Below are 21,308 nucleotides of genomic sequence, written 5' to 3' on the forward strand. Positions count from 1 at the left end.
GACAGGGTGTCAGGCCCGCGGCGCGGCGAGCGGGATTTCGGCGCGGAGCGGCACGCCGTTCGGTGCTTCGAACAGGACCAGCGCGCCGGCCGCCGCATCCTCCATCATGAACCGGAAGCCCGGGCCGAACAATGCGGCGCACTGCGCCGCGTCGCAGGTCGGCAGGAAGGCGGCCAGCACCACCGGGTCGTAGAAGCGGAACAGATAGGTCTCCCCCGCCTCGCCGTTGACGATGGTCAGCTTGCGGAAATGCCGGCGCACCGCGTCGATGTCGCGGTCGGCCAGCACCAGGATGCCCCAGCCGCGGCCCCAGCCGTCGCCCAGCAGCCAGTCGGTGACCGCGCTGCCGCGCTCCAGCCGCACCAGATAGGGCGCCACCTCCGCCAGCTCGCCGGCGGTGTCGCCCTGGTAGAGCGAGCGCATGTCGGCGCCGTCCTCGTGCGCCAGCAGGCCGGGGTAGAGACCGGGGTCGCGCGCGGCGTCGACGATCATGTACAGCGCGCGGGCGTCGCCCTCCGGCCACAGATGGTGGGCGAGGCGGGCGGGAATGCCGGCGGTGGCCGGATTCCCGGCCGGACCCAGGCTCGATCTCATGCGGTCCCCGCCCCCTCGCAGATCTCGCACAGCGGCGTGTTGGCCGCCGCGGCGTTGCGCATCACCATCGCCTGGGCGGCGGCCTTCGGGGTGTGACTTTGCGCCGGGCGCGGCAGTTTCGCCTTGGGCGGCGGCGCCAGCGTGCCGCCCTTGTCCTTGTCGGCCGGCGTCGGCTTGTCCGGCGTCGCCGGCGTCGCCACCAGGCCGTTGGGCGCGCCGCCGCTGTTGATCAGCACCATGGTGCCGTTCATGGCGATGCCGGCGGCGCTCAGCGTGATGAAGTTGCCGCCGACCTTCAGCGTCAGCGACGCGCCGGCCTCCAGGCACAGGTTGGCCCCGGCCTTGACCGCGTAGTTGGTGCCGATCTTGTCGTGCAGGTCGACGCCCACCGTGCGCGACACGCCGCCGCCAACCGATTCGACATGGTCGCCGTCGATGGTGGCGTGGTGGTCCTTGCCCACCCGCTCCCACAGGCCGCCGGCGACCTCCAGATGCTGGCCCGCCGCGACCGAGGTGCGGCTGTCATGGCCGATGCGCAGGTCGTAGTCGCGCTGGGCGTGGATGAAGACCTGCTCCTTCCCCGCCTTGTCCTCGAAGCGGACCTCGTTGAAGCCGCCGCCGCCGGGCGTGCTGCGCGTCTTGACGCCCGAGCGCGTCTTGTGCTCCGGCAGGGCGTAGGTCGGCAGCGCCTCGGCGTTGTTGACGACGCCGATCACCAGCGGCCGGTCGGGATCGCCGTCGACGAAATCGACCAACACCTCCATGCCGATGCGCGGCACCGTCTGCACCCCCCACTGGTGCCCGGCCCAGCTCTGCGCCACCCGGATCCAGCAGGAACTCTTCTCGTCCGACCGGCCGCGGCGGTCCCAATGGAACTGCACCATGATGCGGCCGAACTTGTCGGTGTGGATCTCCTCCCCCGCCGGGCCGACGACGAAGGCGGTCTGGATGCCGCGGACCGACGGCTTGGGCGTCCGGCGCTGCGGCCGCACCACCATTTTCGCCGGCAGGGCGCGGAACTGGTTGGTGTAGGAGGCCTTGCGCTTGTCGCCGGGCAGGAAGCCCTCGTTGCAGGCGTCGAACGCCACCTCCGCCACCACCACCGGCTGGTTGTTCTCCGCCGCGGTCGGGTGCTCGGCCAGGGCGAAGGTGACGCCGGGGTGCAGGGTGCGGCAGGCGCTGGTGCCGCGCACCCCCTCCAGCCCGTGCTCCTCCGTCTCCATCCGGCGGCGGGCCAGCGCGCTGCCGGCGTCGCGGCTGGCGTAACGGCCGGGATACTCGAACAGCTCGTACTTGGTCGAGACCGGCACGGTGGCGACCGACGACTCGCTGCTGTCGAGCGCGGTGCGCGGCGCCTGGAAGTCGTAGTCCTTGGTCGCCCAGCGGCCCGACGCCACGGCGTACACCCGCTCCCACCGCTCCACCTGGTCGGCGTACTGGCCGCTCGGCATGAAGCGCAGGGTGTTCGGCGTCATCTTGGCGTAGCCGGCGGCGCTGTCGGACAGGACCAGCGTGTGACGGTCGCGTTCGTGCGTGAAGTAGTAATAGATCCCCTCCTCCTCCAGCAGCCGGCTGATGAAGTCGAAGGCGGCCTCGTTGTACTGCACGCAATATTCGCGCGGCTGGTAGCTGCCGGTCAGGCTGCGGAATTCGAACTGGGTGAAGCCGAACTCCTGGAAGATCGTCTCGACGATCTTCGGCACCGTCATCGGGCCGCCGCCGCCCAGGCTGTGGAAGATGCGGCAATCGCTGGTGTAGGACAGCAGCGACAGCCAGGGCACCACCTCGATGCTGTAGCAGCGCTGGTCGCGCCCGACCGGCACGCCGACGCCGAGCGAGCGGGCGATGCCGTTGACATAGTGGCGCTGCCCATCGGGCTGGCGGACGCCGATGGTGACGCTGTTGCCGACGATGGTGTCCGGCGTCAGCGGGTCGATCGGGCCGAGCGCGTCGATGGTGTAGAGGAAGGGGCTGGACAGTGCCTCCCGCCCGCGCACCCGCTCCGCCAGCAGCAGGTCGGGGCCGGCCGGGGTTTCCAGCGACAGCAGGCGGTCGTCCTGGACGAACTGCATCACGCCTCCTCCGCGTCGAACGCCGGCCAGTCGGATGCCGGCCCGTCGCATGCCGGGTCAGCCAGGAACGCGGTGAACGCCGCGGCGTCGGGCAGGCCGGCGGTGGCGAAGCTCCGCCCGTCGCCGCCCTCACCGCCCCCCGGCCCATTTGTCGTCCACCAGCGGGCGCCGGCGGGCGCCGACGCGCCGGCGGGTGGGGCCGGCAGCGCGGCGATGGCGGCGACGAAGGCCTCGACGTCCAGCGTGTGGCTCAGGGCCGACAGCGCCAAGCCCTCCGCCGCGTCGAACCAGCCCTGGTCGGTGTCGGCGCCGCCGGGGGTGAAGAGCGTCACCAGCGTCAGCGGGAAGTGGCGGCCGGCCTTGTCGACGCTGGGCATCAGCACGCCGGCCGCGGCCAGCGGCCCGCAGACCCCGGCGCCCAGGGTGAAGCGCCAGACCGGCGCGTTGAGGTAGCGGCCGAGCCAGCCCTCCCCCAGCGCCGCCCGGCTGGCCTGCATGCCGTCGAGCAGCCAGTCGTGCCAGGGATCGGCGAAGGCGCGCGGCAGCCCGCGCAGCAGGAAGTCGCCGCGCGCCGGCAGCTTGCCGAAGCAGCCGGCGTGCCCCCTCGCAGGCGGGCCGATCACAGGCTGACCCGTCACAGGGCGTCTGGGCATCGGAAGTCCTTGAGGTCGCGGATCGAGAAGGGGTTGAGCGCGCTGGTCATCCGCACGTCGAACCCGACCGACTTGCCGGCGGCGCCGAAGGACAACGGGATGCGGTCGGGCACCGACCCCTTGCGGCCGCGGTTGGCGTCCAGCGTGCGGAACCACGCCCAGCTTCCGGTGCGCTGGGTCGTCTCCGGCGGCTCGGTCGGCTGGCCGGTGAAGGTGACGCGCAGGTCGCCCGCCCCGCCCGGCTTGGGCCATTGCAGCCCCTGCGCCAGCGTCGCGTTGCGGGCGAAGGTCAGGTGCTGGCCGTCGACATCCAGGTCGACCTGCTCGACCCCGGGGCCGAGAAAGGTCGGCCGCAGCTCGAACCGCAGCGACGGCACCCGGCCGCCGTCGGGGAAGAAGGCGTCGCGGATGGCGCCGGCGTGCTGGAACGCCGGCAGCACCGCCGCCGGAATGCCGAGGTCGGCCGCCGCCGCCTGCCAGCGCCACGGCTCCCGGGTGGTGTCGACGAAGGGGCGCAGGCGGTTGGTGAAGAAGGCGTCGATCAGCCCGCCCGGTGCAAACAGGCGGGCGAAATCGTCCATCCCGACATCGGCCGACGCCCCGCGGACGAAGGGATAGCGGTTGTCGAGCGCGCGGCGGCACCAGGGCAGCACGTTGCTCTGCCATTCGGCGTTGATCTGCGCCCGCGCCCCGCTGAGCGTCCGCGCGGTGCCCTGCGCCACCAGATCCTCGGTCCAGCGGCGCACCGGCTGCGGGTAATAGGCCATGTCGGTGGCCAGCGCCTGGAACACCTCGCCGCCGCCGTTGGCCGCCAGATCGAACAGCCGCTGTCCGGCGCCCTGCCCCAGCGACAGCCGGGCCAGCACGGCGTGCACCCCCTCCAGCCGGCGGACCAGCTCCTCCAGCCGGGCGTTGCCGCTGTTGCGGGTGAAGTCGTTGAGCGGGCGGAAGCGGTCATCGACCATCTGGCCGACCAGCTTGGCCATGCCGCTGTCGGCGACCGCCGCAGCCACCGCGGCCACGGCCGGCGACGATGCGGGCGAGAGGGCGGCCGGCGCCTCCGGCAGCCGTTGCAGGGTGGTTTCGCCGGCCACCGCGCCCAGCAGCTTCGCCAGCGGCGAGGCGCGGCCGGACAGGATGTTGACCTCCTCGCCCAGCGCCTGCGGCGTCGCCGCCGGCACCAGGGTCAGGTCGTTCAGCAGCGTGTCCCAGCGGCCGGCGTAGTCGCGCAGGTACAGCGTCAGCGCCGCCGCCTCCAGCTCCGCCCCCGCCTCCTCGCCGCGCGGCGGGCCGAGCAGCCAGCTCAGGTCGCGCACCGACCGCCCCGCCGCCGGCAGCGACGGCAGCATCACCGTGGTGAAGCCCTGCTGGGTGTAGAAACCGGCGATGCCGTCGCTGAGCCGGGCGCCCGACAGGCGGCGGAACACGCGGTCGCCCTCCGGTCCGGCCTGGTCGGACGGCCGCCATTCCGGCAGCTTGCGCGCCGCCTCGCCGTCGCGGATCGCGGCGTAGACGCGGGCGGCCAGCGGCGTCCGGGCCAGCACCTCGCGCGCCTGACGGACCAGGGCGGCGTCGAGGTTGACCTTCGGCAGGCCGGCCGGGCTGGCCAGCCCGGCGTCGAGATGGGCCAGCAGTTGCTTGGTCTCGTCCTCCGCCACCGGCGGGGCGGCGCGGCGCAGCCAGCCGGCCAGCCACGCCTTCACCGCGTCGCCATCGACCGGCCCGGCGCCGCCCAGCCCGAGATAGAGGCGGAACAGCGCCTCGACCGCCGGGGCGTCGTCCGCCTGCAGGCGGTCGCGCAGGTCGCGCTGCACCCGCACCAGCAGGCGCGGCACCAGCAGCCCGTCGACCGCGCGGCGGTACAGCGCGTCGCCGGCCTCCTCCAGCTTGTCGCCCTGGTACAGCCCGAAATCGAGCGCCAGCTTCCGTTGCAGCGCCAGCGTGTCATGGCCAGCGGGCAGGCCCCGCAGGTCGTTCAGCACCGGCAGGACGCGGCGCAGGTCGTCGTCGGCGACGGTGCCGGCGGCCAGCGCCTCGGCCTTCGGGCGGTAGGCGTCGACCGCCTGCTGCTCGCGGTCGATCAGGCCGCTGTTGCCGAGATAGGCGGCGACCCAGGCCGCCGTCGCCGCCAGCGTGACCAGCCCGAACAGGCTGTAGGCGATGCGCGGCAGCCAGACGCGGCGACGCTCCGCCGCCGGGTCGAAGCCCACCATGTTGGCTTCGCGGAACACCAGGTCGGACAGCAGGCTGCCGAGGAAATAGCTGCGCTGCTGGCCGGCGGCGACCGCGCCGCCGCGCAACGGCGCCGCCGGCAGGCCGAAGCTTTCGGCCAGCCCGCCGATCAGCCGGTCGATCTGCGTGCCCTCCTGCGTGCCGCTGGTGAAATAGACGCCGCGCAGCCGCAGGGCCGGTTCGTAGCGGTTGGCCTTGAAGGCGGCGGCGACGAAGTCGAGCAGCGGCTCCTTCAGCGAGGCGAGCTGCGACGGGAAGGCGAAGATGGCGCCGCGGCGGTCCTGCGTCTGCTCCTGCTGGATGCGGTCGACGGCGCGCGCCGACAACCGGCCGGCGATGCCGTCCAGCTCGCTGCCCAGCGTCGCCATGCCGGCGTCGGTCAGCTCGCTGTCGGCCGCCGGCAGGGTGACGCCGACGATCTGCCGGCGCTCGTCGCGGTTCAGGTCGTGGAAGAACTCGTTGAAGCCGGCGATCAGGTCGGCCTTGGTCAGCAGCAGATAGACCGGCGCCTTGACCTTCAGCGTGTCGTACAGCTCGCGCAGGCGGCGGCGGATGGCGGCGGCGTGCTGCGCCCGCTCCTCCGGCCCGGCGGCGGCGAGGTCGGGCACCGCCATGGCGACCAGCACGCCGTTGATCGGCTGGCGCGCGCGCGACGTCTTCAGCAGGGTCAGGAAGGCGCCCCAGCCGGTCTGGTCGACCGCCTCGTGGCTGTCCTGGGTGGTGTAGCGGCCGGCGGTGTCGAGGAAGATCGCCTCGTCGGCGAACCACCAGTCGCATTGCCGGGTGCCGCCGACGCCCTTCAGCGGCCGCCCGCCCGCCGCCTCGGCCAGCGGGAAGTTCAGGCCGCTCTTCAGCAGCGCGGTGGTCTTGCCGGCGCCGGGCGGGCCGATGATGACGTACCAGGGGGTGGTGTAGAGATAGCCGTCGCCCAGCCCCCGCTGCTTGCGCCCGGCCTTCAGCAGCGCCAGCGAATCGGCGAAGGTCTTGCGCAGGCCGGCGACCTCCTCGGCCGATTCCATCGCGGCGATGCGGGCGCCCTCGCCCCCGGCCCCGCCGCCGGTCAGCTCGGCGGTCATCCGCTCCTCGGCGCGGACGTCGCGGCGGCGCAGCAGCAGCAGGACGAGGACCAGGATCGGGAAGGGCACGGCGGCGGCCACCGCCAGCCACGGCATCTCCAGCCCGGCCAGCGGCGCCAGCAGCGCGATCAGCGCCGCCGCGATCACCGCGCCGATCAATCCCAACACCGCCCGAGAGCGCAATGTGGCGGTCAGCCGACTCATTCCAGCACCCCTGTCCTTGGCTCAAGCCATTGGCTCGAAGGGCCCCCCGGCGAACCGGACGGGCCACCGCTCACTTCTTCAGAATGATGTCGATCCGGCGGTTCGCCGCCCGCCCCTCGGCGGTGTCGTTGGTCGCCACCGGCTCGGTGTCGGACCGCCCCTCCGCCTTCAGCCGCGCCTTGTCGGCGAACAGCGGCGCGAACTCCGCCAGCACCGCCTCGGCCCGCGCCTTGGACAGGTGCCAGTTCGACGGGAAGCGCAGGCGCCCGCCGCCGGTCATCGGCACGTTGTCGGTGTGGCCGGTGATCAGCACCGCCCCCGGCTCGTCCGCCACCGCCTTGCCGACGCGCAGCACCGACGGCCGCACCTTGCCGTTCAGCGCGTCGCTGCCGCTGGCGAACAGGTTGGAGCCGCGCATCCGCACGGTGACGGTCAGCGCGTCCTCCGTCACCTCGACCAGCCCTTCGGCGATCTCCGGTTCCAGGAACTTGCGCACGCGCTGGACCTGGGTGGTCTGCGGCGGGGGCGGCGGTTCGATCTGCGGCGCCGGGGCCGCCTGCGCCGCCGCGATCGGCGCCGGGGTCTCGATCACCACGGCGCCGTGCGGCGGCAGGCCGCCCATGCCGGCGAACAGCCGGTCCGACCCGCCGTTCAGCAGCAGGCTCAAGCCCAGGAACAGCAGCAGCAGGAACAGCGCGGTGCCGGCGCCGGTCACCCAGACCGGCGCCATGCTCTTCGGCGGCCGGTACTCCATCGCCAGCGCCGCGGCGTTGGGGCACAGGATGCGGTCGGCGCTGCCGCGGTGCTTGACCAGGATGGCGTAGACGTCCTCGCGGATGCGGGCGTGTTCGCCGTCCTGCCGGCCGGCGACGCGGTAACGGCCGCGAAAGCCGAGCGACAGGCAGAGATACATCAGCTCCAGCAGGTCGCCGTACTTGCCCGGATCCTGCCGGGCCGCGGCCAGCCGGTCGTAGAACTGGTCGCCGCCGACCACGTTCTTGTGGAACATGCTGGTGACGTTCTGCCGCGTCCACGCGCTCTGGCTGCCCCAGGGGGAGTTCAGGACGATGTCGTCGATCAGCGCGCACAGCGCGTAATGGGCGGTGGCCTGCGTCGCCGGGTCCAACCCGGATTTCATCACCCAGAGCTGGAAGTCGCGCAGCGCGGCGATCACCCGCTGGCGCAGCGCCTCCAGGTCGGGCACCCCGATCTCGGTCAGGGTGGCCTCGGTCAGGCGGGTCGCCAGCAGCAGCACCGGCCAGGCGGCGGCGACCAGCGCCGACCGCGCGGCGAAGTTGGCGGCCGGCAGCGGCTCGCCGGCGCCGGCCGCCTCGGCCCGCACGGGTGCCGCCGTCGCGCCGCCGCTTGCGGCCGGGCGCCGCCCGCCCGGCGTCGGCATCAGGACCGTGCGTTCCGGTTCCTGTTCGGGCAGGCCGCCAAACTGATCGCCGCCTTGCATATCCACCCCAACACGCGCGCCGGCCCAGGGGTGGGCCGGACCGTCTTTTCCAGCAGTGTGAACGAACCAACCACGATGAATCTAGCCATTTCTGGCAAGCGATTCCGGCAAGTTCCGCAACCTATGGTGAAAGAGTTACCCCGTTCGGAGAGGACGCCTCAGGGCGACGCCCCCGGTGACGAGGCCAGCGGAAACGGGTTCAGCTCGTTGCCGCCGGTCTTGAAGATGGCGGACTGGTGCCACTGCTTCTCCTTGGCCATGCGAGGCACCGCCCGGTTGACATACTGGCCCAGCGTCAGGTTGTAGATCGCCTCGTCGCCCGGCAGCAGCGCCTTGCCGTTCAGCCCGTCCAGCACCGCGCGGGCGAAGATGCCGTTGCGGCCGTCGTAGCTGTCCAGCGCCTCCTCCTGCTCCGACGAGGCGGCGAGGAGATAGCGGGACCCCATGTCCTGGTACAGCTTGTCGACCGAGCCCGCCGACACCGCGCCCGAATGGCAGGTGTCGAGCAGGACCAGCACGTTGCGGGCGGAAATCGCGCTGACCAGCCGGTTCAGGTCCTTCTCGGACAGCGCCTGCTCGTTGATCGACTGGGCGGTGGCGGCGGTCACGTCCTGGGTGACGAAGTGATAGAGCTTGACCGACGGGTCCTTCGGCGAGGGCACGATCACGCCATGGCCGGCGAGGTAGAGGACGACGGTGTCCTCCTCCCGCGCGGTGGTGGCCAGCGCCTCCAGCCCGGCGACGATGGCGGCGCGGCTGGCCTGCTCGTCGTAGAGGGTGGTCGACAGCGCCAGCGACCGGTCGCGGTCGTAGCCGGCCGGGATGCGGTCGCGCAACGCCGCCGCGAAGGACGAGGCGTCGGCGCGGGCGAAGTGCAGTTGCGTCCCCGCCGGCCGGTAGCGGTCGATGCCGACGACCAGGGAGAGCAGCCGCGGCTTGCCGGCCAGGGTGCGGTCCGCCGGCGTCGCCTCCGCCGGCTTGGCCGTTGCGGCGGGCAGCACGAAATCGACCAGCGGCGAGCGCTCGTAGATCGCGTCCGACCCGTTGTAGGCGCGGATCTGGACCCGGTTCGACCCGGCGTCGAGCCGGACCACATTGACCCGCTCCACCGGATCCGGCGCCGGTGCCGGGTCGCTGGTGCGGGAAAACGCGCGCGAGGCGTCCTGGCCGCTGACGTTGCGGCCGTTGCGGAACAGGTCGACCGAGCCGATGCCGCCACCGGTGTCGGTGACGCGGTAGCGCAGCCGCACGGCGCCGACGCCCTCCGGCACGGTGATGGACAGGCGCGGTTCCTCCGACGCCGTCTCCAGCGCCGGGGATGCCGGCGTCGGCTTGACCGGATCCTTGACGCGGGAGAAGGCGCGGCTGACCGGCGTGGCGTCGAGCGGATGGCAGGTCTCGGTGTCAGCCGGGACCGAACTGGTCGCGGCCGGGGCGGCGGGCGCCGGCTCCGCCGCGCCGGTGCCGAGCGCCAAGCCACGGCTGGCGGCGGGGACGGTGCAATAGTCGAGCAGCGCCACCTGCGGCCGGCGCTGGGTCAGCAGGCGGATGTCGCCGATGGCGGCCAGACGCGCCGCGATGTCGGCCTGGCCGGTCTGGCGCAGCTTGGCCCGCACCAGCTCCGGCGCGTCGAACACGCGGTAGACCTGCTTGAACTCGACCCACTGGCTGCCCTTCTTCTTCGGGTCGTTCAGGTGGAAGCCGACCAGCGTCTCGCCGCCGCTTTCGGAATGGTCGAAGAAGGCCTCGGGCGTCCACAGCACCCAGCGGCGGCCGTCGCGGTGGGGGAACAGCGCCGCCAGCTCCTCCAGCGGGCGGGCGCCGCCGGCCAGCGCGTACCAGCGCAACGTCCCGTCGCCCAGCGCCGCCACCGCCACCCGCCCGTCGGCCGAGGCGACCACGCCCCACACCGCGGCCGGCACCTCGGCCCGCGCCAGCTCCGCCCCGGCGGAATCGAGCAGGCGCAGGCTGAACTCCCCGCCCAGCAGCACCCGGCGCTGCCCGCCCAGCACGGTGACGCTGCGCGCCCACTCGCCGCTGTCGAGCTTCACCGGCTGGCGGTTGACCGTCGGGTTGCGGCTGTTGCGCCAGTCGGCGACGGCGATCCCCGGCCCCTCGGCGGTCGGGCGGTTCATGCCGGGAAGCGCGTCCGGCGCGGTGGTCAGGCTGCGGGCCAGCACGTCGAAGCGCATCGGCCGGCGGCCGCCCTGCTCCATCCCGAAATCGACCACCAGCCCGTCGTCCGACAGGGCGAAGCGGCCCTGCGGCAGGTCGCGGAAATCGGCGACGTCGCCCATGCGGGTGTAGAGCGCGGCGCCGGTCGGCCCGATCACCCCCCACCCCGGATCCGCCGCGGCGAAGGCGACGCCGCCGCCATGCAGGGCCAGCAGATGGGTGACCGAATCGCGGGCGACCGGCGTGTCGCCGTAGGCGCCCTTGCCGCCGTCGGCCCAGCGCCGCACCACGCTGCGCTTGCCGTCGGTGCTGGCGGTGCCGGCGGCGACCAGCGCCGCGTTGGGGCCCGCCCCGTCCCAGGCGACGGCGGCGAAGCTGCCGCCGGTGATGCCGGTGGTCTTGGGGCTGAATTTCGGCTTCAGGTCGCCGCCGCCCAGCACGTCGACCCGAGTCTTGTCGGCGTAGCCGACCGCCAGCAGCGCTCCGTCCGGGGAAAAGGCGACCGAATAGGGCGTGCCGCCGTCGGCCGGCTTGCGCTTGGCCTTCGGCTTGAAGGCGGAATCATAAAGACGGATGTTGCCGTCGAAGGAGGCGGTGGCCAGCCGCCCGTCGGGGCTGAAGGCGACGGCCGACGCCCGCGCCTCGTACCCGGCATCCTCGGCGACCAGCCGGAAGCTGGCGCTGTCCCACACCCGCAGGCCGGCGGTGCCGCCGAACACCCCGGCGACGAAGCGGCCGTCGGGGGAGAAGGCCAGATCGTTGACCACCTGCGGCTGGCCGGGAAGCCGCGCCTTCAGCCGCTGCGCCTTCACGTCGAACAGGTACAGCGTGACGCCGTCGCCCCAGCTCGCCCCGGTGTTGCCGGCGGCGACCGCGGTGGCGCCGTCGGCCGACAGCGCCACGGCGTAAAGCGCCCCCTCGTCCCCGACCTCCATCGGCACGCGCAGGACGCCCAGCGGCTCGCCGCTGTCGCGCGCCCACAGGCGCAGGGTCTTGTCGTTGGACACGGTGGCGATCAGCCGCCCTTCGGCGTCGGCCGCCAGCCGGTTGACCCGGGCGGTGTGGCCGCCCGTCTCGATCCGCAGGAACGCGCCGGTGGAGGCGTCCGCCGCCAGCGCCAGCCGCGCGGCCGGGGCCACGGCGACGGTCAGGACGGCGGACGCGACGAGCGCGACCAGCAGGGCGGCGGCATGGCGCCGCAGACGGTGGACACAACCGACCATGATCAATCCGCTTGCACTGTTTCGTCCGGCGCCGCTGGAACGCGCGGCGCCGGAGACGTTCGGAAAACCGCCGGTCAGACGGCGTCGAGGGCGGCTTCCTTCTGCGCCATCTGCTGGATGGCGTTGGTCGAGGCGTTGATCCGCTCCGAGGTTTCGAAGGCGGTGTTGGTGCGGGCGACGACCGGGTTGGTGCTGGCGGTGGTGGTCGCCTTGGCCTTCTTCTTGGTCGGCGCCGGCTTGGCGGTCACGGCGTTGCTGCGGATCTTCTGGGCGGAGCCCGGCTCGATGTTGTCGGCGGCGACCAGATACTCGTCGCGGCGCTTGACGATGTTCTGGTTGATGCTGCTGGCGATGGCGTAGTCCTTGTCCAACTGGCCGCGGATCAGCGCCAGACGCTGCTCCGCCTCCGGCTTGCCGAGGCGGTTGGCGCGGTAGTCGGCCTTGACGCGGGCGATCTCGGCCCGGCGGCAGTTGACCAGCTGGTCCAGCGCCACCTGGGTGCGGTCCAGGTTCTTGTTCTCGGTGTCGAGGTCGTTCATCACGCCCAGGATCGCCTGATCACGGCCCTGCTGCATGCGCGAGTTCCAGTAGCCGCCCAGCGTGCCCACCGCGGCCCCCGCCGCGGCGCCGATCAGCGCGCTCTTCAGGTTGCCGCCGGCCAGCGCGCCGGTCAGCGCACCGGCGCCGGCGCCGATGGCGGCGCCCTTCAGCATGTCCTCGGCGTAATAGTTGCCGGTCGAATCGAGCGCCACCCGGTACTGGTAGCAGGCGTCGCTGCCGTCGTTGGCGCCGATTCGATCCTGCTGGGTGGTGACGCAGCCGCTTACGGCCATGGCGAGAATGGTGACGGCGACGAAGCCGGCCTTGGCGCGGTTGGTTCTCATAACCTTGATTCCCGTGTTTTTCATCTTTTGGTGTCTCGCTTCGACCCGGCCCGATCGCATGGCGGCGCCCCCACAGCGGCGAAAGCGATCAGCGGCATCGGGTTTCAATCGCAACCGTGCCACAGCAATCACGGCAGAGGAAGGGGACATTACTACCAATTCGTGCGGCCTTTTATGGATTACCGCTGCGCGCAGCCCAGTCACGGCGCAGTGGGCGCTTAGTAACGGGCGGCGGCGCGCGACGCCTCATAGTGTTTTCCGGATAGATATATTCGCCAAACATGACCATGGCATAGGCGGTCATAGCGCGCCCGGCGAGCATTACCGGCACGCTTCGATACCATCACTCGACCGGCGGGCGGGAGATGACGCGTGCAGCGTCGCAGCCGGGCAACTCTGGCCCGGAACGCAAAATCTCAGGTTGCCAATGGAAGCCGAGGCCAGCCGGGCCCAGCGACCGGAGCCGGCCGGCGTCCAAACGCGGAAAGGCCGGCGTCGTTGCGGAACGCCGGCCTTTCGAAACGGGGGTGGTCCGGTCAGATCGAGATGCGCAGCGATTCCCGGTTGACCGGCGGCGCGTCGGCGGCCGGGGGGGTCATCGGGCGCGGCGGCATCGCGGCGGCCGGGCGCAATCCGGCTGGGCCGGCCGGGGGAGCCGCCGCGACAGCGGGAGCCGGGGCCGGGGCCTGCGCCGCCTGCTGGGCGGCGACGAACTCGCCCTGGGCGGTCAGGCCGCTGGCGACGTTGCGGTTGATGTTGACCAGCGTTTCCGTCTTGGAGAAATCGAGGTCGATCAGGCGGGCGGTGGTTTCGCGGTCGACCAGCAGCGACAGGGCGGCGATGTTGGTCCGCACCTCCTGCGGGTGTCCGCAATCCTCTTCCGTGATCGCCGCCTGGAAGATGGTCCACAGGCGCTGGTTCAGTTGCAACGCCTCGCGGAAGGCGGTCTGGTCCTTGGCATGGCTGGCGGCGATGATGCGGCGCGCCGCCTCCGCCAGGGCCCAGGCCTCGACGTCGCGCGGATTGTCCGAGGTCGGCTTGTTGGCGTAGGTGGGTGTCGGCTTCATTCCAAAACCTCGGGGGAAAACCCATCCGATCGGGGCACGTTTGCCCCTTACGTTGCTGCCGAAGTGTTGATCATCCAACCGGCTTTGTCAACGCAACGGGGGTAGCCCGACCGCTTCCCGGGGGCGTTGCCGCAAACTGGTCACACGGGTTACCCCCTTCGGATCGGTCCGCCAGCAGGGCGGCGGCCACCGCCGCAACATTATCCTCCGTGATACCGTCCATCAGGCCGCGGGCCTGGCCGTCGGCGGCGACGCGGCGCAGCAGCTCGTCGCGCGGGACGCTGCCGGTGACCACCCGGCCACGCGGGCCCCACGGGCCGTAGATCTCCGGATAGCCGGGGCCGAACAGGCCGATGGTCGGCACCCCGGCGGCGGCGGCGATGTGCATCAGGCCGCTGTCGTTGCCGACATAGAGCGCCGCCCGCTCCAGGCAGGCGGCGGCGGCCATCGGATCGGTGCGGCCGGTCAGGTCGATGGCGCGCGGCCCCAGCGCGTCGAGCACCGGCCGCGCCCGCTCGCGCTCCGGCCCGGCCGCCAGCACCGCGACCCGCGCGCCGTCGAGTGGCCCGCCCGCCCCGGTCAGCCGCAGCGCCAGCCGGGCGAAACGGTCGGCCGGCCATTCCTTGCCCTGCCAGTTGGCGGTCGGCCCGATCGCCAGGAACGGCCCGGTGCCGGCCGGGATCAGGGCGTCGGCCTCCGCCCGCGCGGCGGCGTCGATCCACAGCCGCGGTGCCGGCGGCGGCGACAGGCCCAGCACCGCCGCGTTCTCCTCCACCTTGTGCATCGGCTGCGCCGCCTTGGCGTGGAAGGCGCGGCGCCGCGCCGGCACCAGCCGCCCGACCGCCGAGTTGCGCAGGTCGACCACCAGATCCCAGCGCGTCGTCACGCAGTCCAGCCACAGCCCGAGCCAATGGCGGGCGTAGGACCGCTTCGGCAGCGGGATCAGCCGCTCCAGCCCCGGCACCGCGCGGAACAGCGGGGCCGGCAGCGGTCCGCAGGCGATGGTCAGCCGCGCGCCCGGCCAGGCGGTCGTCAGGTGGTCGAGCAGCCCGGTCGCCAGCACCGCGTCGCCCAGCCGGTTGGAGGTGATGAAGAGGATGCGGCTCACGACACGCCGTCCGCGGCGGCGCCGGCCTCGCCCGCGGCCGCGGATCCACCGGTGCCGCCGCGCCGACGTCCGCCCTTCAGGGTCAGCCCGCGCGACATCACCCACAGCGCCGGCAGCAGCGCGGCCAGCGGCATCGCGTACATCAGCGGCACGAAGACCGTCGCCTTGCCGGCGAGGCTGGTCAGCCCCAGCGCCCCGGCCTGCAGCCCCATCACCAGCAGCACGGCGATGGTGACGCGCGAGGACTGGCCGCGGCGGTTGAACTCGCCCGACAGCAGCGCCGCCAGCGCCACCAGGGCGTAGCTCAGCGCCAGCAGCGGCGAGGAGAAGCGGTGGTGCAGCTCGGCGATCAGGCCGCGGCGCATGCGGTCGTCCTGCGCCGGGACGCCGCCCGCCATCAGTTCGGCCGTCGAGCGTTCGCGCGCGTCGGGCCAGCGTTCGGCCGCCTGCGGCGCCACCGCCTTCAGATCGACGGCGTAGCGTTCGAAATACAGCTGCGACAGCCGGTTGGTCTTGCGGTCCAGCTCCTGCCGGTTGCCGTCATAGACGACGAAGCGGGTGCCGTCCGGCCCGGTCTGCATCACCGCGCGGTCGCCCATGATGGTCACCGGCTTGTCGGGCTGGCGGCCGTCGTGGATCAGCACCTTGTGCAGGTTGCCGTCGGCGTCGCGGTCGCGCAGGAAGACGCTGAAGCGGTCGCCGACCTCGTTGAACACGCCCTCGCGCAGGAACAGCTGCGAATAGTCGCTGCGCACGGTGTATTCCATGCGCACCAGCTCGCGGTGGGCGGCCGGGGTGATCCAGATGTTCAGCGCGTAGACGACGACCATCACCCCCAGCGCCATGACGATGGCCGGCGTCGACAGCGAGAAGGGGCCGACGCCGGCGGCGCGCATCACCACCAGTTCGCTGTCGGTCGCCATCTTGTTGTAGGTGAACAGGATGGCGCCGACCAGCGCCAGCGGCAGCACGATGCCGAGGAAGGTCGGCACGGTCAGCAGCAGCAGCCACAGGAACATGCCCATCGGCGCGCCGGCGCTGACCACGATCTCGATCAGGCGCAGCGACTGGCTGAGCCAGATGGTCAGCGTCAGGCCGGCCGTCGAGTAGAGGGTGGCGATCAGCAGGTTGCGGAACAGGTACCGTTGCAGTCGGTTCATGGACATCGGCCGGGGCTATGCTCGGGCCGCAAGCTGACCGCCCCGGCCCGCCGGGTCAAGTGTTGAAAACCGGGGGCGGAAACACGGGGTGGGGAAAGCGCTGGCGTCCGCCGCGGCCAGCCGGTAAGACGAAGGTCATGGCGACGATCCAGGACGCGCTGACCGCAGCGCTGGCGCATCATCAGGCCGGCCGGCTGGCCGAGGCCGCGGCGCTTTACCACGCCGTGCTCGACGCCGCCCCCGGCCACGCCGACGCCGCCCATCTGCTGGGGGTCGTCCATCTCCAGTCCGGCCAGCCGGAACGGGCGGCGGCGCTGATCCGCACCGCAATCCAGGCCAGCCACCGGGTCGCCGACTATCACGACAACCTGGGCAGCGCGCTGAAGGCGCTCGGCCGGCTCGACGAGGCGGTGGCCGCCCACCGGCAGGCGCTGCGGCTGCGGCCGGACTTCGCCCAGGCGCTCTACAACCTCGGCAACGCGCTGGAGGCGCTCGGCCGGCTGGAGGAGGCGGTGACCGCCTTCCGCCAGGCGGCGGCGCGACGGCCGGGCTACGCCCGGGCGCGCTTCAACCTGGGCAACGCGCTGGCCGCGCTCGACCGCCGGGCGGAGGCCGACGACGCCTACCGCGCCGCTATCGCCGACGATCCCGGCTTCGTCGAGGCGCACGCCAACCGCGGCGCCCTGCTACTGGCGCTGGGCCGCCCGGCCGACGCCGCGGCGGCGCTGGCCCGCGCGCTGGCGCTGCGGCCCGACCACGCCCCGGCGCTGGCCAACCGCGCGGCGGCGCTGCGGTCGCTGGGCGACGGGACCGCGGCGGAGCGGGCAGCGCGGCGCGCCGTCGCCGCCCGGCCCGATCTGGCCGACGCCCTGCTGCGGCTGGGCGAGCTGCGGCAGCAGGACAACCGGCTGGGCGACGCCGCCGCGGCCTACGCCGCCGCCCTCGCCTGGGACCCGGCGCTAGCGGCGGCGCACGCCAACCTGGCGCTGGTCCGCCAGATCCAGGGGCTGCTCGACCCGGCGGAGGCCGGCAACCGCCGGGCCCTGGCGCTCGACCCGGCGCTGGCCGAGGTGCGCTCCAACCTCGCCTATCTGCTGCTGTTCCGGCCGGGGGTGACGCCGGCGGCGGTGCTGGCGGCGCACCGGGAGTGGGACGCCGTCCATGGCGCGCCGCACCGCGGGCGCTGGGCCAAGCCGCCGAAGACTTCACCAAAATCTCCGCTGACGGTGGCGATCCTGTCCGGCGACTTCCGCCGCCACCCCGCCGGCCTGTTCGCCGTCCGCACGGTGGAGGCCCTGCCGGAGCACGACGTCCGCCTGCTGCTCTACGCCAACCAGACCGAGGCCGACGCCGACGACGTGACCGCCCGGTTCCAGCGGGCGGCGGCACGCTGGACCCCGGTCGCCGGCCTGCCGGACGCGGAGGTGGCGGCGCGCATCCGCCACGACCGGCCCGACCTGCTGATCGATCTGGCCGGGCACAACGCCCGCGGCCGGCCGGGGGTGTTCGCGCGCAAGCCGGCGCCGGTGCAGGTGGCGTGGTCGGGCTACATGGCGACCACCGGGCTGGCCGCGATGGACGCGCTGGTCGCCGACCGCCACCATGTGCCGCCCGGCCTGGAGGTCTTCTACGCCGAGCGGGTGTTGCGCATGCCCGACGCCTTCATCGCCTACGACCCGCCCGGCGGCGACGACGCGCTGCCGCTGACGCCGCCGCCCTGCCTGTCGGGGCAGCCGGTGGTCTTCGGGTCGTTCAACATCCTGACCAAGCTGAACGACACGGTGCTGGCGGCGTGGGCGGCGATCCTTGCCCGGCTGCCGGACGCCACGCTGCTGATGAAGACCAAGGCGCTGTCCTGCCCGGCGACCGCCGCCCTGTGGCGCGGCCGGCTGGCCGCCGCCGGCATCGCGCCGGAACGGGTGACGATGGTCGGCGCCAGCTCCAGCCTGGACCACATGCGCTGGTGCGCCTCGGTCGACGTCGCGCTCGACCCCTTCCCCTTCGCCGGCAGCACGACGACGCTGGAAACGCTGTGGATGGGCGTGCCGGTGATCACCCTGCCGGGCGACACCTTCTCCAGCCGCCATTCGCTGGCCTTCCTGAGCGTCGCCGGGGTCGAGGGCTGCGTCGCCGCCGACGCCGCCGACTATGTGGAGCGCGCCGTCGCCTGGGCGAACGACCGTCCGGGACTGGCCGAGTTGCGACGGACGCTGCGGAGCCGCATGGCCGGCGGGCCGCTGTGCGACGGGCACCGGCTGGCCGCGGCGCTGGCGGCCGAACTGCGGGCGCTGTGCGCGCCGTCGTGAGCGGCGGTTGCAACGGGTGGTGGGCGGGCCATCCGGTTCGCGTCGCCGCCGCCATGACAGAGTTGTAACGCATCACAGATTGTAACCGATCTAAATTGTCGCCATGATCAAACCATCCGGCGGATCGAAACGAACCCCGGAGCCCCCTCTGGCCGGAGAGCATCGATGGTTGATCCGGCGGCGATACGTCGCGCGATCCTCGAGGTTGAACAGGCGATCGGCGCGGCGCGGGCGCGCGGGGAGGCCACGGCCCGCGACGGCGCGTCGGTCCTGGCCCGGCTCTACACCGTCTACGCGCAGAGCGTGCTGAACGCCCACGGGGTGGCGGTCGACCTGGACGACCTGTGCTGCCGCAGTTGCCGCAGCTGCGGCCCCGGCCTCTGCGTGCGCGACCAGCCGGGCAACGCGCTGCGCGCGCTGTAGCATTCCCCGCCATCCCCCCATCCGATTGGAACAAACCCGACGCCGCCACCGTTGAGCGTGGGCAGTACCCCACTGCCGACCAATGCGGGATCCCGGCGCATGCGCAGCCCTCACGCCCTTGCCCTCACCCTGTCCGCGGCGGTGGCCGCGCTCACCCTCACCGCCTGCGGCGACGAGGCGAAGCTGCCGGTGTCGGCCGGCACCGGCCCGAGCCCGACCCTGCCGGAGCCACGCTCCTCGCTGATCCCGACGGTCAACATCGCCGACGCCGTCGGCTGGCCGCAGGGCGCCCAGCCGGTCCCGGCCGAGGGGTTGACCCTGACCGCCTTCGCCGGCGGGCTCGACCACCCGCGCTGGCTGCTGGCCCTGCCCAACGGCGACATCCTGGTGGCGGAGACCAACGCCCCGCCCAAGCCGGAGGACGGCAAGGGCATCAAGGGCTGGATCATGGGGCTGGTGATGGACAAGGCCGGCGCCAAGACGCCCAGCGCCAACCGCATCACCCTGCTGCGCGACACCGACGGCGACGGCAAGGCCGACAGCCGCACGCCCTTCATCGAGGGGTTGAACTCGCCCTTCGGCATGGCGCTGGTCGGCAACGACCTCTACATCGCCGACAGCGACGCGGTGGTGAAGGTGCCCTACCACGAGGGCGACACCAAGGTCACCGCCGCCCCGGTCAAGGTGGTCGACCTGCCCGCCGGGCCGATCAACCACCATTGGACCAAGAACATCATCGCCAGCCGCGACGGCTCGAAGCTCTACGCCACCGTCGGCTCGAACAGCAACGTCGCCGAGAACGGCATGGCGGCCGAAGAAGGCCGCGCCGCCATCTGGGAGATCGACCTGAAGACCGGCGCCCACCGCATCTTCGCGTCGGGCCTGCGCAACCCCAACGGCCTGGGGTGGGAGCCCGACAGCGGCGCCCTGTGGGCCGCCGTCAACGAACGCGACGAGATCGGCAGCGACCTCGTCCCCGACTACATGACCTCGGTCAAGGATGGCGGCTTTTACGGCTGGCCCTACAGCTATTACGGCCAGCATGTCGACAAGCGGGTCGAGCCGCAGCGCCCCGACTTGGTGGCCAAGGCGATCCCGCCCGACTACGCGCTGGGGCCGCACACCGCGTCGCTCGGCCTGACCTTCTCGCGGCCGGGCAACCTGCCGCCGTCGCTCAGCCACGGCGCCTTCATCGGCCAGCACGGCTCGTGGAACCGCGAACCGCGCAGCGGCTACAAGGTGATCTTCGTGCCCTTCCAGAACGGCATGCCCTCCGGCCCGCCGGTCGACGTGCTGACCGGCTTCCTCGACAAGGACGGCAAGGCGCAGGGCCGCCCGGTCGGCGTCACCCTGGACCGCAACGGCGCCCTGCTGGTCGCCGACGACGTCGGCAACACGGTCTGGCGCCTCAGCGGCGGCGCCGCCGCCCAGTCGGCGGAACGGCCCAGCCCGACGGAGTGACGAAGGGGCGGAGACCACTCCCCTTCCGCCGCGGTTGGGGCGATACTGTGAGCCCGTCGCCCCTCAGCCGCCGGCCCGCCATGATCTACCTCGACCATCTGGCCTCGACGCCGCTCGACCCGCTGGTGCTGGAGGCGATGCTGCCCTGGATGCGGCCGGACGCGGCCGGCAACCCGCACGCCGCCCACGCCGCCGGCTGGCGCGCCGCCGACGCCATCGAGCGGGCGCGGGCCGAGGTCGCCACGCTGGTCGGCGCCCAGCCCGGCGAGGTCGTCTTCACCGCCGGCGCCACCGAGGCCAACACCCTGGCCCTGCTGGGAAGCCTGCCGCCGGAGGGCGCCTGCGTCGTCTCGGCGGTGGAGCACGCCAGCGTGCTGGGCTGCCTGCCGGAGTTGCGGCGGCGCGGCCATCCGGTGACGGTGCTGCCGGTCGACGGCGACGGCCGGGTCGATCCGGCCGCGGCGGAGCGGGCGCTGGCGTCCCTGGACGGCACGCCGGCGCTGCTGTCGGTGATGGCCGCCAACAACGAGGTCGGGACGGTCCAGCCCCTCGCCGAACTGGCCGAGATCGCCCGGCGCCACGGCGCCCTGATGCACAGCGACGCGGTGCAGGCGCTGACCACCCGGCCAATCGCCATGGGGCCAATCGACATGGCGGCGCTCGGCCTCCACGGGCTCAGCCTGTCGGGGCACAAGATGTACGGGCCGATGGGCATCGGCGCGCTGGTCGCCCGCCCACCCTTCCGACCGGCGCCGCTCTCCCCCGGCGGCGGCCAGCAGCGCGGGCGCCGTCCGGGCACGCTGCCGACACCGCTGTGCGTCGGGCTGGGCACCGCCTGCCGGCTGGTGCGGGAGCGGCGGGAGTCCGACACCGACCGCATTCATAAGTTGCGCGACAGGCTGTGGCAGCGGCTGCGGGACGGGCTGCCGACGATCCGGCGCAACGGTGCGGCGGACGGCTTGGCCGGCTGCCTGAACGTGACCCTTCCCGGCATCGACGCCGCCGACCGCCTGCTGGAACTGCCCGACCTCGCAGCCGCCACCGGCTCCGCCTGCCACAGTGGCGCCGGGGAGCCGTCGCATGTCCTGCTGGCGATGGGGCGCAGCGCCGCCGACGCGCACGCCACCCTGCGCTTCGGCCTTGGCCGCGACACCACCGCCGCGGAGGTCGACGCCGCGGCGGCCCGGCTGATCGCCGTCCTCGGTGGATGA

General features: G+C 72.9%; 14 protein-coding genes. 4 read left to right on the forward strand and 10 right to left on the reverse strand.

Features of this window, described 5'->3' with window-relative positions; genetic code table 11:
- Positions 1-9: 9 nt before the first annotated feature.
- The 10 genes from TSO352_RS27765 to lptF form a co-directional block, all read right to left on the reverse strand.
- A complete protein-coding gene (locus TSO352_RS27765; RefSeq protein ID WP_109110295.1) occupies positions 10-594 on the reverse strand; it encodes a DUF4123 domain-containing protein in 585 nt (194 codons plus the stop codon).
- Complete coding sequence (tssI, locus tag TSO352_RS27770; protein WP_109110296.1) at positions 591-2,666, reverse strand: type VI secretion system tip protein TssI/VgrG; 2,076 nt, start codon at positions 2,664-2,666, stop codon at positions 591-593. Before tssI ends, TSO352_RS27765 begins: the two co-directional genes overlap by 4 nt.
- Complete coding sequence (gene tagF / locus TSO352_RS27775; RefSeq protein WP_247872467.1) at positions 2,666-3,319, reverse strand: type VI secretion system-associated protein TagF; 654 nt, start codon at positions 3,317-3,319, stop codon at positions 2,666-2,668. Before tagF ends, tssI begins: the two co-directional genes overlap by 1 nt.
- Positions 3,301-6,831: a type VI secretion system membrane subunit TssM gene (gene tssM, locus TSO352_RS27780; RefSeq protein ID WP_109110298.1), complete on the reverse strand. Its 3,531-nt coding sequence runs from the start codon at positions 6,829-6,831 to the stop codon at positions 3,301-3,303. Before tssM ends, tagF begins: the two co-directional genes overlap by 19 nt.
- A 70-nt stretch (positions 6,832-6,901) precedes the next feature.
- Positions 6,902-8,230: a type VI secretion system protein TssL, long form gene (gene tssL / locus TSO352_RS27785; protein ID WP_247872468.1), complete on the reverse strand. Its 1,329-nt coding sequence runs from the start codon at positions 8,228-8,230 to the stop codon at positions 6,902-6,904.
- A 218-nt stretch (positions 8,231-8,448) separates the two neighbouring features.
- Positions 8,449-11,688: a caspase family protein gene (locus TSO352_RS27790; RefSeq protein WP_109110910.1), complete on the reverse strand. Its 3,240-nt coding sequence runs from the start codon at positions 11,686-11,688 to the stop codon at positions 8,449-8,451.
- Between the two features lie 74 nt (positions 11,689-11,762).
- Positions 11,763-12,572 carry a YMGG-like glycine zipper-containing protein gene (locus tag TSO352_RS27795; protein ID WP_109110300.1) on the reverse strand — a complete coding sequence of 270 codons (810 nt, stop codon included), beginning with the start codon at positions 12,570-12,572 and terminating at the stop codon, positions 11,763-11,765.
- A gap of 536 nt (positions 12,573-13,108) precedes the next feature.
- Positions 13,109-13,639, reverse strand: coding sequence for a flagellar biosynthesis regulator FlaF (locus TSO352_RS27800; protein WP_109110301.1), 531 nt, complete (start codon positions 13,637-13,639; stop codon positions 13,109-13,111).
- 70 nt (positions 13,640-13,709) lie between these two features.
- Complete coding sequence (locus TSO352_RS27805; RefSeq protein WP_109110302.1) at positions 13,710-14,747, reverse strand: glycosyltransferase family 9 protein; 1,038 nt, start codon at positions 14,745-14,747, stop codon at positions 13,710-13,712.
- Entirely contained in the window at positions 14,744-15,913 is a 1,170-nt protein-coding gene (gene lptF / locus TSO352_RS27810; RefSeq protein WP_247872469.1) for an LPS export ABC transporter permease LptF, read from the reverse strand. Before lptF ends, TSO352_RS27805 begins: the two co-directional genes overlap by 4 nt.
- Before the next feature lie 131 nt (positions 15,914-16,044).
- Between lptF and TSO352_RS27815 the strand changes: the two genes are divergently transcribed.
- The 4 genes from TSO352_RS27815 to TSO352_RS27830 all read left to right on the forward strand — a co-directional run bounded on the left by TSO352_RS27815 (position 16,045) and on the right by TSO352_RS27830 (position 21,308).
- Positions 16,045-18,213: a glycosyltransferase family 41 protein gene (locus TSO352_RS27815; protein ID WP_109110303.1), complete on the forward strand. Its 2,169-nt coding sequence runs from the start codon at positions 16,045-16,047 to the stop codon at positions 18,211-18,213.
- Positions 18,214-18,378: 165 nt separating this feature from the next.
- Complete coding sequence (locus tag TSO352_RS27820; RefSeq protein WP_109110304.1) at positions 18,379-18,636, forward strand: hypothetical protein; 258 nt, start codon at positions 18,379-18,381, stop codon at positions 18,634-18,636.
- 99 nt (positions 18,637-18,735) lie between these two features.
- Positions 18,736-20,097 carry a sorbosone dehydrogenase family protein gene (locus TSO352_RS27825; RefSeq protein ID WP_109110305.1) on the forward strand — a complete coding sequence of 454 codons (1,362 nt, stop codon included), beginning with the start codon at positions 18,736-18,738 and terminating at the stop codon, positions 20,095-20,097.
- 47 nt (positions 20,098-20,144) lie between these two features.
- Positions 20,145-21,308: a cysteine desulfurase family protein gene (locus tag TSO352_RS27830; RefSeq protein ID WP_247872470.1), complete on the forward strand. Its 1,164-nt coding sequence runs from the start codon at positions 20,145-20,147 to the stop codon at positions 21,306-21,308.

It is taken from the genome of Azospirillum sp. TSO35-2 (assembly GCF_003116095.1).
Lineage (GTDB): Bacteria > Pseudomonadota > Alphaproteobacteria > Azospirillales > Azospirillaceae > Azospirillum.